This is a genomic window from Nocardioides sp. QY071, from assembly GCF_029961765.1.
Classification (GTDB): domain Bacteria; phylum Actinomycetota; class Actinomycetes; order Propionibacteriales; family Nocardioidaceae; genus Nocardioides.
In genome coordinates this window covers 3,616,202-3,629,900 of sequence record NZ_CP124681.1, presented here as the reverse complement: position 1 = coordinate 3,629,900, position 13,699 = coordinate 3,616,202, and the positions used below count along the sequence as shown (strand labels likewise).

The 13,699-nt window shown below is 69.7% G+C and carries 11 protein-coding genes; 9 read left to right on the top strand and 2 right to left on the bottom strand.

Translation table 11 applies throughout. From position 1 onward, the window contains the following. Positions 1–46: 46 nt before the first annotated feature. On the bottom strand, positions 47–931 hold the full coding sequence (locus tag QI633_RS17520; protein ID WP_282426499.1) for an NmrA/HSCARG family protein: 885 nt from the start codon (positions 929–931) through the stop codon (positions 47–49). A 92-nt stretch (positions 932–1,023) separates the two neighbouring features. On the opposite strand from QI633_RS17520, the gene QI633_RS17515 reads away from it, so the two are divergent. The 5 genes from QI633_RS17515 (at position 1,024) to QI633_RS17495 (ending at position 6,258) form a co-directional block, all read left to right on the top strand. Further along, positions 1,024–1,824 (top strand): helix-turn-helix transcriptional regulator, encoded by an 801-nt coding sequence (locus QI633_RS17515; protein WP_282426498.1) that lies wholly within the window; start codon positions 1,024–1,026, stop codon positions 1,822–1,824. 60 nt (positions 1,825–1,884) lie between these two features. After that, the gene (locus QI633_RS17510) at positions 1,885–3,468 is read left to right on the top strand and encodes an AMP-binding protein (RefSeq protein ID WP_282426497.1); all 1,584 of its coding nucleotides are present in this window, start codon (positions 1,885–1,887) and stop codon (positions 3,466–3,468) included. A gap of 185 nt (positions 3,469–3,653) precedes the next feature. Then, positions 3,654–4,412: an amidohydrolase family protein gene (locus tag QI633_RS17505; protein ID WP_282426496.1), complete on the top strand. Its 759-nt coding sequence runs from the start codon at positions 3,654–3,656 to the stop codon at positions 4,410–4,412. Continuing rightward, positions 4,412–5,245 carry an SDR family oxidoreductase gene (locus QI633_RS17500; protein WP_282426495.1) on the top strand — a complete coding sequence of 278 codons (834 nt, stop codon included), beginning with the start codon at positions 4,412–4,414 and terminating at the stop codon, positions 5,243–5,245. Before QI633_RS17505 ends, QI633_RS17500 begins: the two co-directional genes overlap by 1 nt. After that, the gene (locus QI633_RS17495; protein WP_282426494.1) at positions 5,242–6,258 is read left to right on the top strand and encodes an LLM class F420-dependent oxidoreductase; all 1,017 of its coding nucleotides are present in this window, start codon (positions 5,242–5,244) and stop codon (positions 6,256–6,258) included. Before QI633_RS17500 ends, QI633_RS17495 begins: the two co-directional genes overlap by 4 nt. Here the strand turns inward: QI633_RS17495 and QI633_RS17490 are convergent. Continuing rightward, positions 6,239–7,153, bottom strand: coding sequence for a LysR family transcriptional regulator (locus QI633_RS17490; protein WP_282426493.1), 915 nt, complete (start codon positions 7,151–7,153; stop codon positions 6,239–6,241). The two genes, QI633_RS17495 and QI633_RS17490, sit on opposite strands and share 20 nt — an antisense overlap. 115 nt (positions 7,154–7,268) lie before the next feature. On the opposite strand from QI633_RS17490, the gene QI633_RS17485 reads away from it, so the two are divergent. From QI633_RS17485 to QI633_RS17470, 4 genes are all read left to right on the top strand, one after another. Then, complete coding sequence (locus QI633_RS17485) at positions 7,269–9,179, top strand: acetoacetate--CoA ligase (protein WP_282426492.1); 1,911 nt, start codon at positions 7,269–7,271, stop codon at positions 9,177–9,179. A 123-nt stretch (positions 9,180–9,302) separates the two neighbouring features. Next, a complete protein-coding gene (locus QI633_RS17480) occupies positions 9,303–11,081 on the top strand; it encodes a GAF domain-containing protein (protein ID WP_282426491.1) in 1,779 nt (592 codons plus the stop codon). Between the two features lie 97 nt (positions 11,082–11,178). After that, entirely contained in the window at positions 11,179–12,141 is a 963-nt protein-coding gene (locus tag QI633_RS17475; protein ID WP_282426490.1) for a cyclase family protein, read from the top strand. Continuing rightward, on the top strand, positions 12,138–13,691 hold the full coding sequence (locus QI633_RS17470; protein ID WP_282426489.1) for a sugar ABC transporter ATP-binding protein: 1,554 nt from the start codon (positions 12,138–12,140) through the stop codon (positions 13,689–13,691). The genes QI633_RS17475 and QI633_RS17470 overlap by 4 nt, the downstream gene beginning before the upstream one ends. Positions 13,692–13,699: the final 8 nt, after the last annotated feature.

The window sequence follows — 13,699 nt, the reverse complement described above, 5'->3', positions numbered from 1 at the left end:
ATGCCGTGCCGGCCGTTTGCGCTACGGGTTCATCGCAGCCGGAGGCTCAGGAGCCGGTCCCGTTCGCGGGCACGGTCCAGCCGGTGGCTCGGATCCACCCGGCCAGGTCGAGGGTGGCCGGCTCGATCGCCCGCGCCACTGCAAGGTCCGAGGGGACTTCCCCCATCGTGGCGAACTGGCGGAACATCTCCCTGTCGAGCTCGCTGGGAAGCACGCTCAACGGGAGGGCCTCGTAACGTGCCGGGAGGCCGGCGTGAGCGCCGAACGCAGCGGCGATCTGCGGCCCCGTCAGCTCGTCGCCGACGAGCTCGACGGCTCCGCCGGGTGCCTCCGCGGTGCCGAGCAGGAGCGCGGCGGCGACGCGGCCGACGTCCCTGACCGAGACCATCTTCAGGGCGACGTCCTCCGGCATCGGCACCCTCAGCACGATCTCTCCGTGCTCCAGCTTCGGTGCCATCTCCTCCATGAAGGGAGCCGAACGAACCATCGTGGCCCTGAGGCCGCACGCCCTCAGCCGCTCCTCAATCGTGTGCTTCGAGTCGTGGTGCGGCACACCCGACTCCTGGTCCGCGCCGAAGACCGAGTTGAACACGACGTGGGGGACGCGTGCCGCGACCGCCGCGTCGACGAGCGCGGTGCCGATGCGGATCTCCGTCTCGACCTCGTCCAGGCTGTTCGCCTCCGGGGTCATGAAGGAGAACGCCTCGACCTCCGTCAGCGCTGCGGCCATCGACGCCGGGTCGTCGGTCCGGACGGCGGCCAGATCCACGCCGCGGGCGGCCAGCGCCTGAGCCCTGTCGGACTGTGGGTCGCGGACCAGCGCCCGCACCGGGGCTTGGCGGTCCAGCAGAGCGTCGACGACCGCTCCGCCCTGTCGGCCGGTCGCGCCGAAGACCGCGATCGGGCCCGTCGTCCTCATCTGTTGTGACATGTCTCCACGATGCCGTCCGCGGCGTCTGGCGTACCACCGGTATCGCGCCAGGTTCTTCCGATAACCCGCCAACGGCGCGTAATCTCGATCGCATGTCCGACCTCAACGGCGAGCCGATCTTCTGCAACGACGACGCACCGTTGTCGGCGTCGCTGCCCCATGGCGCTGACGTGGCCCCCCACTTCCACGACCACGGCCAGCTCCGCTACGCCGCGCGTGGGGCCCTCGTCACCGCGACCGAGGTGGGCACTTGGGTGGCGCCGGCCAGTCGGATCATGTGGGTGCCGCCCTTCGCGGTGCACAGCAGCAAGGCGTACGGCGAGACCGACATCAGCGTGCTGTCGCTGCCCGTGACGCTGTCCGGTGACCTGCCGGCCGAGCCGTCGGTCTTCGTGGCGAGCGCGTTGCTGCGCGAGGCCTATCTGGCGCTGATGAGCGAGGGCGAGCCGCTGGGCAGCGCCCGTGCGCGGCTGCTGATCGACGTCGTGCTCGCCGAGCTCGCTCGCGCCGAACAGGAGCCACTGCGCCTCCCGGAGCCGAGCGACCGGCGTCTCAAGGCGGTCACCGACCTGCTCCACGCGGACCCGGCGAGCCCGGCGACCCTGGCCGAGCTGGGCCATCGCATCGGCGCCAGTGAGCGCACCCTGAGCCGCCTGTTCGGCAGCGAGCTGTCGATGAGCTTCCACCGGTGGCGCACCCTGCTGCGCATCCAGCGGGCGCTGATCGAGCTCAGCGACGGTGCCTCGGTCACCGAGACGGCGATCCGGCTGGGCTGGTCGAATCCCAGCAGCTTCATCGACGTCTTCACCGAGCTGGTCGGTCAGACACCTGGCCGCTATCGCTCGTCGGCTCGGTCCTCCGACCTGCCCACGGCTGAGAAGTTGGCGGGCTAGCCGTAGTTCCTGGCCGAACATCGGTGGCAGCCCCCTCGGGTGGAAGCCCACGCTGGTGGGGTGACTCCGTCCGCTACCTCTCAGAGCAACTCGCCGTCGACGGCCTCGGCCGGTGCGACGCTGAGCGACCTCATCGTCCAGTCATTGACGCGGCACCACTCCGCGGAGGCGTTCGTCGCGGGGGACCGGCGATTGACCTACGCCCAGGTGCGGCACCTGGTCTCGCAGTACATGGGTGCCCTCAGTCAGCGCGGCGTCGGCCTGGGGGTGGGCGTCACCATGCTCAGCCCGAACATGCCCGAGTCCTGGATCGTGCAGGCCGCGACGTACCTCCTCGGTGGGCGATTCACGGGGCTCCAGGCGCTCGCCTCGGTGCAGGACCACATCGTGGTCTGCGAGGACGCCGAGGCAGCCGTGCTCGTGGTCTCTGCGAGTCTCGAGGAGCACGGCCGGGAGGTCCTCGGCCAGGTTGACTCGTTGCGCCACCTGCTGGTGGTACCGGCCGACGGCGGCCTGCCCGAAGGCGAGTCATACGCCGCACGCCCGCTCGATGCCGGGCCGGCCACCGAGTCCGACGTCGCGTGGCTGCAGTACACCGGCGGCACGACCGGTCGGCCCAAGGGCGTGATGCTGCCGCACCGGGCGATGGCGCAGATGGCGCTCACGCACCTGGTGGACTTCGAGCAGCCGCAGCTGCCGCGCTACCTGGCCGCGGCACCGCTCACCCACGCCACCGTGCTCAGCGTCGTCCCGACGCTGTTGCGCGGCGGGACCGTCGTCGTCGAGCAGGGCTTCGAGCCCGGCAGGTTCCTCGACGTGATCGAGGCCGAGCGCGTGAACTGCCTCATCGGGATGCCGACGATGATCTACACGCTGCTCGACCACGCCCGGCCGGAGACCAGGGACCTGTCGAGCCTCGAGGTGTTCTGGTACGCGACCGGGCCGATGTCGCCGGTGCGACTGGCCGAGGCGCGCGAACGCATCGGACCGGTCTTCTCCCAGATCTACGGCCAGACCGAGTCGACCGGCATCGGGACCGTGCTGCCCAAGGCCGCTCACGAGACGGCCGACCTGGAGCAACTCGGGTCGTGCGGCCGGCCGGCTCTCGGCAACCGGATCCGGCTGGTCGACGACGACGGCAACGACGTGCCTGTGGGTGAGGTCGGTGAGATCGTCATGCGCAACCGTGGCGTCATGCTCGGCTATCGGAACCTGCCGGAACAGACCGCTGAGGCACTCAAGGACGGCTGGCTCCACACCGGCGACCTCGCTCGTCAAGATGACGAGGGGCTGCTCTACATCGTGGACCGCAAGAAGGACATGATCATCTCCGGCGGATTCAACATCTACGCCAGCGAGGTCGAGGCGGCCCTGACCGGCCATCCCTCGGTGAGCTCGGCCGCCGTGATCGGCGCACCCGACGAGCGATGGGGCGAGATCGTCACCGCATTCGTGGTGGCCCGCGCGGGACAGGAGATCGACGCGCCCGCGCTCCAGGCCTTCGTCAAGCAGGTCAAGGGCTCGATGTACGCGCCCAAGGAGGTCGTGGTCGTCGACTCGCTGCCCCAGACGGCCGTCGGGAAGGTCGACAAGAAGTCACTGCGGGCCCTCTATTGGCGCGACACCACCCGGAACGTGCACTGACCCATCAGATCCATCCGATCCATCAGATCCGCACCACCAAGGAAAGGCGCTCAGCCTTGAGCACAGACACGATCCCCCGCCTGATCGACCTCCACTCGCATTGGGGCACCGAACGAGGGTGGCGAGGAAGTCCGTATGAGACCGCAGCGGACCGCGAGGCGCTGCGGGGCTACTTCAAGTGGGGCATGAGCTTCGTCAGCGACGAGGAGCAGGCCGAGCACTTCCGTACGGCGAACGCCCGGGTGATGCTCGACTTCGCCTTCACCTACACCTTGGACGTCGGCGCCGTCCGGGAGCAGCACGACTACGCCTTCGACTTCGCGCGCCGCAACCCCGACGTCGTCCTCGGCCACTGGATCGGCATCGATCCCACGCAGCCGGCGCACGTCAAGGAGCTGGAGCGCTGCCTCAGCGACGGGCCCGGGCTGATCGGGCTCGCGGTGCACTCGCTCACGCCGGCCGGAACCCCGGACGAGCCGGAGTGGGAGGACTGCCTGAATCTGTGCCGCGAGGCCGGCCGTCCCGTCCTCATGCACGTCGGGATGTCGGCGACCGGCGCCGGCACCCGCGGCGGCATGGGCATCACCCTGGAGGGCAGCCACCCGCGTTACGTCGACCGGGTGGCCGCGCGCCACCCCGATCTCAACGTGATCGCCGGCCGGGTGGCCTGGCCCTGGCAGTCGGAGATGATCGCGACCGCCCTGCACAAGGGGAACGTCTGGATGGAGCTCCACGGCTGGTCCCCGCGCTACTTCCCCGACGAGCTCAAGCGCGAGATCGGGAAGCGGCTGCGCAAGCGGATCTTCTTCGGCGCCGACTACCCGATGCTCAGCCACGAACGACTGGTCGCCGAGTGGCGCGAGCAGGGCTATCCCGACGACGTCCTGGACGACGTCTTCTCGGGCAATGCCGAGACCTTCCTTACTGAGATCGGAGTGGCGTGATGGACCTGGGACTGAGCGGAAAGGTCGCGATCGTCGGCGGCGGCAGCGACGGGCTCGGCTTCGCGATCGCCGATCGCCTCCTCGCCGAGGGCGCCCATGTCGCCTTCTTCGCACGGCGCGCGGAGAAGGTCGCCGCCGCGGAGAGGCAGCTCGCCGAGAGGTACGGCGCGGAGCGGGTCCTCGGCCTGGCGGGCGACTGCTCCAGCGCTGCGGACCTGGAGGGCGTGACCGCCTCGACGGTGGAGCGTTTCGGGGACGCCGTCCACGTGCTGGTGACCAACGACGGCGGGCCGCCGATCCGGCGGATCTCCGAGCTCACCGACGAGGTCTGGCTGCAGGCCTTCGAACGGCACTTCTTCTATGTCGTCAGGTCCGTGCGGGCCACGCTGCCGTACATGACGGCCGAGGGCGGGAGCATCCTCAACGTCGTGTCGGCCGTTGCCCAGCGTCCCGCGGTCGGCATGGCCGCGCCGACGACGGTGTGGTCGGCGGTGATCGGCTACGCGCAGACCCTCGCACTCGAGATCGCTGCCCAGAACATCAGCGTCAACACGCTGATGGCCGGCTATTTCGACACCTCGCTGCTCGCCAAGACCATCGAGCGTCAGCCTGAGCTGTCCAAGGAGCGGTTGGGGCGCACGGCGCCGCTGGGACGCATCGGCGCACCCCAGGAGCTCGCGGACCTGGTCGCCGCGCTGGTCTCTCCGGGAGCCCGTTACGTGACGGGCACGGTGACCGCGGTCGACGGAGGCGCCAGCGTCGGGCTGGGCGCCAGCTTCGACTCCGCGGCGCCCGCGTCGAACGCCACCGTGTCGAAGGCCCCTGGGACGTGAGGCTGTCGACCATGCTGGCGGTCGCCGATCCGCGGGCGGCCGCCGAGCAGGTCGCTGCCTTCGAGGCGGCCGGGCTCGACATGGTGTGGGTCGGGGAGGGCTACGGCTTCGACTCCCCGACCCTGATGGGCTACCTCGCAGCGCGCACCTCGACCGTCGAGATCGGGTCGGCGATCCTCAATGTCTACTCCCGATCGCCGACCCTGCTCGCCCAGACCGCAGCGGGCCTCGACAGCGTCTCCGGCGGCCGCGCCGTCATCGGCCTGGGTGCCTCCGGACCGCAGGTCGTCGAGGGCTGGCACGGCCTGCCCTTCACCCGGCCGGTCGGTCGGACCAAGGAGGTCGTGGAGATCATGCGGGCCGCCCTGCGCCGTGAGCCGGTGGAGCACGACGGATCGTCTTTCCAGCTGCCGCTCCCCGGAGGCATCGGGAAGCCGCTCAAGCTGATGAGCAGGCCGCCGCGTCCCACGGTCCCGATCTACCTCGCCGCCTTGGGCCCGAGGTCGGTCGAGGGCGCCGCGTCGTACGCCGACGGCTGGCTGCCGTTCCTCTACTCGCCCGAGGACGCCGCTCAGGTATGGGGCGATGCGCTCGCCGCCGGCGCAGCAGCGCGCTCGGCGGATCTCGCGCCGCTGGAGATCGTCGCCGGTGGCGTGGTGGCCGTCGGAGACGACGTGAAGAGCGTCCTCGACCTGGTCCGTCCGATGTTCGCGCTCTACATCGGCGGCATGGGCGGTCGTGACAACAACTTCTACAACGACCTCGTCCGTCGGTACGGCTACGAGGACGAGGCCCGGCGGATCCAGGAGCTCTACGTCGATGGCAAGAAGCAGGAGGCCGAGGCCGCCGTACCGCTCGAGCTGCTGGAACGGGTCAACCTCGTCGGGCCGGCGTCGTACGTCAGGGAACGGATCGAGGCCTTCCGCGAGTCGGGCGTGACCAACCTCCAGGTGACCCCGGTCGGTGACGACGCCACCGAGCTGGTCGGTCGCCTCAAGGAGTGGGTCGCCTGAGCGGACCCTCGAAGGTGAGCGAATCGAGGGCTTCCCGCATCAGCTGGGCTGCGGCGGGCGAGAGCTGTCGTGCCTCGCGACGTGCCAGGAACACCTCGTAGCGCATCGAGGGGTCCTGGAGTCGCACGGAGGCGACGCTCTGCTGTCGCTGCTCGATGTCGTGCTGCGGGAGGAATGCGATGCCGAGACCGGCGTCGGCCAGTCTCATCGCCTGCCACGGATCGCTGGTCTCGAACTGGTCGCGCGGCACGAAGCCGGCCGCCTCACAGGCCTGCACGATCATCGTCCGGATGGTCGACGGAGCGCGGAACATGATGAACGACTCATCCCGCAGCTCGCTCATCCGGACACTGGTCGCTCGTGCCAGGTGATGGGTGGGGGAGACGACCAACAGGAGCGGGTCCTCCGCGACCCGGGTCAGCTCCAGGCCCCGTCGCTGCGGTGCTCCCACGGCGGAGACGAACGCCAGGTCGATCTCGTCGGCGCGCAGCTGATCGGTCAGCCGGGCGCTCAGGTCCTCGCGCACGGCCAGCTCCACCTGCGGGTGACGCTCGTTGAAGGCCGCGAGGAGACGTGGCACGTCCACGGGGCCCGGAGTGGGGGTGACCCCGAGCGTCGCGCGGCCTCTCAGTACAGCCGCCGAGCTGTCCATCGAGACCCTGATCGCGTCGAGCTCGGCCAGCACCCGACGTGCATGCCCGACCAGGACGAGTCCGTCGTCGGTCAGCGCCACCCTGCGCGTCGTCCGGTCCACCAGGCTGACCCCCAGCTCGCGTTCGAGCTTCTGGATCTGGCGGGAGAGAGCAGGTTGCGCCACGTTCGCTCGGGCCGCGGCGCGGGTGAAGTTGCGTTCCTCGGAGAGCAGGACCACATACGAGAGCTGCCGAAGATCCATGCCGTAAGAGTATGACAGCAATGTCATTCATGTCTTGGACAAACCCAATCGCGGCGGACGACACTCCAGGAGGGGCGCGAGCGAGTCGCGAACCCTCCCTGAACAGAGAGAACCAATGAGCGACATCGTCTGGGCACCCTCGCTGAGCGACATCGAGGACGCCGCCATCACCCGCTTCGCCGAGTACGTCGGCCGACCAGGCTCCTACGACGACCTGTGGCGCTGGTCGGTCGACGATGTCGCGGCCTTCTGGAGCGCCGTGGTGGACCACTTCGGCATCCACTTCCACGACCTGCCCAGTGAGGCACTCGCCGACAGGTCGATGCCGGGCGCCGTCTGGTTCCCGGGAGCGACCCTCAACTACGCGCAGCACGTGTTCACCGGCAAGGACGACAGTGCGCTCGCGCTGCAGCACGCCTCCGAGATCCGGCCGCTCGGCCGATGGACGTGGGCGGACCTGAGGCGCGAGACCGCCCGCATCCGGGCTGGGCTCCAGGCGCTCGGCGTCGGTCAGGGCGATGTCGTGGCGGCGTACCTTCCCAACATCCCCGAGACCGTGGCCGCCCTCCTCGCGACGGCATCCCTGGGAGCCGTCTGGTCGAGCGCGGCCCCCGAGTTCGGGATCCGCGCAGTCACCGACCGGTTCGCCCAGATCGAGCCCACGGTCCTGCTCGCCGTCGACGGGTACCGCTACGGGGCCAAGGACTTCGCCAGCGATGACCACGTCGCGGCCATCGCCCGAGAGCTCGGTGTCCGGACCGTCCGTTTCGGCTACCTCGACGGCACCGGGTGGGCCGACGGGTTCCTCGGACCCGTGGACGCGCTCCTCGACTTCGTCGCGGTGCCCTTCGAGCACCCCCTGTGGGTGCTCTTCAGCTCGGGCACGACGGGCCCGCCCAAGCCCATCGTGCACAGCCAGGGCGGCGTGCTGTTGGAGATGGTCAAGCACCACCACCTGCACTGGGACGCACGACCCGACGACCGCTTGTTCTGGTTCACGACCACGGGCTGGATGATGTGGAACTTCCTCGTCAGCGCGCTGCTGACCGAGGCGTCGATCGTCCTGTACGACGGCAACCCCGCGACCCCTTCCCTCGACCGGCTGTGGGACCTGGCCGTGGAGACCGGGATGACCAGCTTCGGCACCAGTCCCGCGTTCCTCGCCGCGTGCCAGAAGGCCGGCATCGAGCCGGCCGAAGGTCGCGACCTGTCGCGCCTGCGGTCGATCGGAGCATCCGGCTCGCCGCTTGCGCCCGAGTCCTACAGCTGGGTCTACGAGCACGTCGGCAAGCGGATCTGGCTCTTCTCGACCAGCGGCGGCACCGACGTGACGAGTGCACTGCTCGCGGGCGTCCCGACCCTGCCGGTGTACCGAGGTGAGCTGCAGGCACGAGCACTCGGCGTGAAGGTCGAGGCCTGGGACGATGCGGGTCGATCCGTCATCGGAGAGGTCGGTGAGCTCGTCGTCACCGAGCCGATGCCGTCGATGCCCGTCTCCTTGTGGGGCGACCCGGACGGTGCGCGCCTGCGTGCGACGTACTTCGAGTACTTCGCCGGCGTGTGGCGCCATGGTGACTGGATCACCATCACGGAGCGGGGGACGGCCATCATCACGGGACGCAGCGACTCCACGATCAACCGCGGCGGCGTGCGGATGGGCACCAGTGAGGTCTATCGAGCGGTGCTCTCCGAGTACGACGTGCTCGATGCCCTCGTCGTGGACCTCCCGCGAGCCGGCGCCGAGAACCACATGCGGCTGTTCGTGGTGCTGCGTCCGGGCGCGACGCTGGACGCCGAGCTCACGCGTCGGATCCGCCACCGGATCCGCGAGGACTGCTCGCCGCGTCATGTCCCGGACGTGGTCCAGGAGGTGAGGGAGATCCCGCGCACGCTCAGCGGGAAGGTCCTCGAGGTCCCCGTGAAGCGCATCTTGATGGGCGAGCCGATCGAACGGGCGGCCAGCCGGGACAGCCTCGCCAACCCGGCTGCCCTGGACGAGTTCGTCGCCATGGCACCCGCGCCGTGAGCAGCTTCGACACCTCCTCGCCGCGAGGAGGGGCGATACTGTTGCCCACCGACATCGGCCACGGTCTGAGGTGCGGGGAGCAGGATGGAGCATGGTCCGGAAGCGGCCAGGTCGAGGAGTGACGTGGACGCCCAAGCCGCCCTCGAGGCGTGGCTGAAGGTCTCCCGTGCCCTGGTCGAGCACCGCCCGCTCACGGAGATCCTCGACGTCATCGCCGAAGTGGCACGCGACCTGACCGGCCACCTCTACGCCATGGTCGCGCTGGCCGATGACCGCTCGGAGCGTCTGGTGGTCCAGGGGTCGGCCGGACTGCCCCCGGAATACCTCACCGTGGCCAACGTGGATTCCCCCCTCGTGGTCGGGGGAGAGCAGGGACGATCGGAGACCCCGTCCGCTCGAGCCTTCCGCACCGGCCGACCGGTCACCTTGCCGGATCTCTTCGCGGATGAGGCCTTGGTCGACTGGCGCACCGCAGCGGGCCGGCAGGGCTACCGGTCGCTGGTCAGCATTCCCCTCGCAGGCCCCGGTGAGCTCGGCGTCCTCACTGTCTACGGTGCAGCCGCGGGCACGTTCGAGCAGAGCCAGATCGACCTGCTCTCGGCCCTCGCCAAGGGGGCCGCCGCGGCGATCGAGATCGCCCGCCTGCGCGAACGCGAGCTGACCATGATGGCCGAGCTCGAGGAGGTCGACCTCATGCACCAACGGCTCAACCGGGCGGCCCTCGAGGGGAAGGGCCTCGATCCGATCCTCCGCTCGCTCGCCGAGATGACCGGCTACGACATCCTCATCGAGGAGTACGCCGGCCGCGAGCCGATCGCGGCCTGGCCCCAGGACCACGCGGGCCCGGACCTGCCGGCGGCTGAGCGCGAGCGGCTGCGCGCCACCGCCTGCCAGACGCTGGAGCTGGCCAGCCGGTCGTCCGAGGACCACGTCGTCTACGTCGCCCCCATCGTCCTCGCCGGTGAGATCGCCGCTCTTCTGTGGGCATCGGGCGAGGACCGCACGATGTCTGGCATCCACCGCATGGTGTTCGAGCGTGGCGCGATCGTGAGCTCTCTGGAGCTGCTCAGCCAGAGGCACGCGCAGGACGTCGAGTGGCGGATGCGTGGCGACCTCGTGCGCGACCTCCTCAATCTCGAAGCGTCCGGAGCGCCCCGCATCCTCGAGCGGGCTCGCAGTTACGGGCACGACCTGACCCAGCCACATGTACCGATCGTGATCCGACCGGACCCTCCGAGCCTCAGTTGCGACGGCAAGGGGCGACCGACCTCGGAGGCCGCACTCCAGCACGTGATCTCGTGTGTGCGATCCGTGTCCGCGAGAAGCCCCGGCACCTCGCTGGTGGCCGACCACGAGGGAGCCGTGGTGATGCTCCTGCACCGCCGCGTGGAGTCCCCGGACCTCCCGAAGAGGACGGCGAAGGCCATCACGGCCCTGGTCGCGTCTCGAGGAAATGTGACGGCGTCGGCGTCGATCGGCGAGATGTGCGTGTCACCGCTGGACTATCGCCTGGCTACGCAGGTGGCCTCCAGCGCAGTGCGCCTGGTCCAGGACGCGGGAACCGGCGGCAAGGTCGTCGAGGTCGCGGATCTCGGCATCTACCGGCTGTTGCTCGCCGGGAACGAGCCCTCCGTGCTGCGCGAGTTCTCGGAGCGGACGCTGGGGCCTCTCCGACGGCCGGAGGACACGAGGAACGCGGACCTCGTCCACACCGTCAGGGTGCTCATCGAGAACGACCTGCAGGCAGGGCGGACCGCGGAGGCGTTGCACATCCATCCGAACACGCTGGCCTACCGTCTGCGCCGTATCGAGTCACTGACCGGCGTCGTGCTGAGGAGCAGCCAGGGCCTGCTCGACATGAGCTTCGCGCTCGCGATCGACCGGCTCGTGCACGTGAGCTGACGTCCCCGACCGCACTGTGGAAATCCACAGCAAGTGGGCGATAACGCTGGGGATCGACACGAAGTGGCCGTCACGTTCTCGCGCGTAGGTTCCTCGCATGACTTCACTCCAGCACCGCAGGTTGAGCAAGGAGCAGGTCGACGCGCTCGCCCAGGAGCACCGACGCTGGGGCCGGTGGGGCGAGGACGACGAGCTGGGCGCGATGAACTTCATCGAGCCGGCCACGGTCCGGCACGCCGCCTGCCTGGTCCGGCTGGGACAGGTGATCTCGTGCGCCATGCCGTACGACGCGACCGGTCCTCAGACCGGCTACCTGGGGCGCTTCAACCCCATGCACTTCATGACGCAGGACGGTGGGGACGTCGAGCTCGGCGCGCAGGACCACCTGCCCGGGCTCCGGTTCGCCGACGACGTGATCTCGATGCCGCTGCAGTCGGGAACCCATTGGGACGCGTTCAGTCACATCTTCTACGACGGCAAGATGTACAACGGCTTCGGACTCGAGCACGTCACCAGCGCCGGTGCGCGCAAGGGGGCGCTGGAGACCATGCGGGAGCAGCTCACGGGCCGCGGGGTGCTGTTGGACTTCCCGCGTTTCAAGGGCGTCGACTGGCTGCAGCCCGGCGACGCGATCCACGGCGACGACCTCCTCGCCTGCGCGGCAGCACAGGGCGTGACCCTGGGGCGCGGCGACATCCTCCTCATCCGCACCGGACACCTGCGGATGTGCCGGGCCGAGGGGTGGGGCGACTACGCCGGGGGTGACGCGCCCGGGCTGAGCCTGGACACCGCCGACGTCATCGTCGACGCCGAGATCGCCGCCATCGCGTCCGACACCTGGGGGGTCGAGGTGCGGCCGAACGAGACGGAGGCCGTCATGCAGCCCCTGCACGTCGTCCTCCTCGTCAGCGCTGGGGTCATCTTCGGCGAGATGTTCGACCTCGAGAAGCTCGCCGACGCCTGTGCTGAGGACGGTGTCTACGAGTTCCTCCTCGTCGCCCCACCCGTGCCGTTCACGGGAGCGGTCGGAGGACCGCTCAACCCCATCGCGATCCGATGACGCTCCCGAGCGCGAGCACCGCGGCCCGGGTGCGGCTCACGGGCATCTCGAAGCGCTACCCCGGGACCCTCGCCCTCGACGCGGTCGACCTCGACATCCGGCCCGGCGAGATCCACGCACTGATCGGCGGGAACGGCTCGGGGAAGAGCACCCTGATCAAGGTGCTGTGCGGCGTCGTACCGGCCGAGCCCGGCGGGAGCATCGTCATCGGTGGCTCGGAGACCGGCACCGAGACCGGCACCGAGACGTGGTCGGCAGACGCCGCCCGAGCTGCCGGGGTGCACGTGGTCCATCAGGACCTCGGTGTCTTCCTCGACCTGACCGTCGCTGAGAACCTCGCCATCGGCGAGGGCTTCACGAAGAACCGGATGCGGGGGGTCTCCTGGCCAGACGTCCTCGGTCGTGCCTCTACGCTCATCGACCGCTTCACGATCGACGCGACCCCGCAGACGCCGGTGCGCAGTCTCAACCAGGCGAACCGGACCTTGGTCGCCATCGCGCGGGCGGTCCAGGACGGCGCCCACGACCGGGGGCTGCTGATCCTCGACGAGCCGACCGCCGCGCTGTCGCTCGAGGAGTCCGACGTCCTCCTCAGCACCCTGGAGAGGTTCGCCGCCGCCGGTCAGTCCATCCTCTACGTCAGCCACCGGCTCGACGAGATCATGCGGGTCGCCCACCGCGTCACGGCGCTGCGAGACGGTCGCTCGGCCGGCACCAGCGACGTGGCGGAGCTCGACGAGGCGTCACTGGTGCGTCTGATCGTCGGCTCGGACCTGCCCCGGCCGGCGGAGAGCACGCGCGCCCACCTCGCCGGTGAGCCCGTCCTCGAGCTGCACGGTGTGAGCGTGGGTCCTCTCGAGGGCATCGACCTCGACGTCCGGCCCGGCGAGATCGTCGGCGTGGCCGGGTTGGTGGGCTCGGGTCGCAGCACCCTGCTTCGTGCCGTCTTCGGCACACAGCCGCTCCGCGGCGGCTCGATGTCCCTGAACGGTCGTCCGCGGCGCCTCTCCTCGTGTCATCAGGCGATCGCCGCAGGCATCGCCTACGTCCCCGAGGACCGAGCGCACGACGCCGCCTTCCATGACCTCAGCGTCGCCGCCAACATCGCCATGCCCGCCCTTCAGGAGTACCGCTCCCTCGTGGGCATGCAGGACCGGGCACTTCGGTCGGCGGCACTTCGCCTGATGGACGCCTTCCTCGTGAAGGCGAGGTCGTCGGAGACCCCGATGGCCACGCTGTCGGGAGGCAACCAGCAGAAGGTCGTCCTGGCGCGATGGCTCGGAAGGGAGCCCCGGCTCCTCCTGCTGGACGAGCCGACCCAGGGAGTAGACGTCGGGGCCAGGGCCGAGATCCACGCCATGATCCGTCGAGCCGCTGACCAGGGCATGGCCGTCCTCATGGTCGCCTCCGACCCCGAGGAGCTCGCGCTGACAGTGGACCGAGCCGTCGTGCTCCGCGGCGGGCGGATCGCCACCCGGCTCGACCATGCCGAGGTCACCGCCGACCGGCTCATCACCGAGATCCACAGCGGACGGAGTGCATCCGTATGACTCACCAC

Excerpts from the sequence above, each read along its gene's own strand:
- QI633_RS17475 (WP_282426490.1), top strand. The coding sequence starts at position 11,179 with ATGACTTCACTCCAGCACCGCAGGTTGAGCAAGGAGCAGGTCGACGCG.
- QI633_RS17505 (WP_282426496.1), top strand. The coding sequence starts at position 3,654 with ATGAGCTTCGTCAGCGACGAGGAGCAGGCCGAGCACTTCCGTACGGCG.
- QI633_RS17500 (WP_282426495.1), top strand. The coding sequence starts at position 4,412 with ATGGACCTGGGACTGAGCGGAAAGGTCGCGATCGTCGGCGGCGGCAGC.
- QI633_RS17520 (WP_282426499.1), bottom strand. The coding sequence starts at position 931 with ATGTCACAACAGATGAGGACGACGGGCCCGATCGCGGTCTTCGGCGCG.
- QI633_RS17490 (WP_282426493.1), bottom strand. The coding sequence starts at position 7,153 with ATGGATCTTCGGCAGCTCTCGTATGTGGTCCTGCTCTCCGAGGAACGC.
- QI633_RS17470 (WP_282426489.1), top strand. The coding sequence starts at position 12,138 with ATGACGCTCCCGAGCGCGAGCACCGCGGCCCGGGTGCGGCTCACGGGC.
- QI633_RS17515 (WP_282426498.1), top strand. The coding sequence starts at position 1,024 with ATGTCCGACCTCAACGGCGAGCCGATCTTCTGCAACGACGACGCACCG.
- QI633_RS17485 (WP_282426492.1), top strand. The coding sequence starts at position 7,269 with ATGAGCGACATCGTCTGGGCACCCTCGCTGAGCGACATCGAGGACGCC.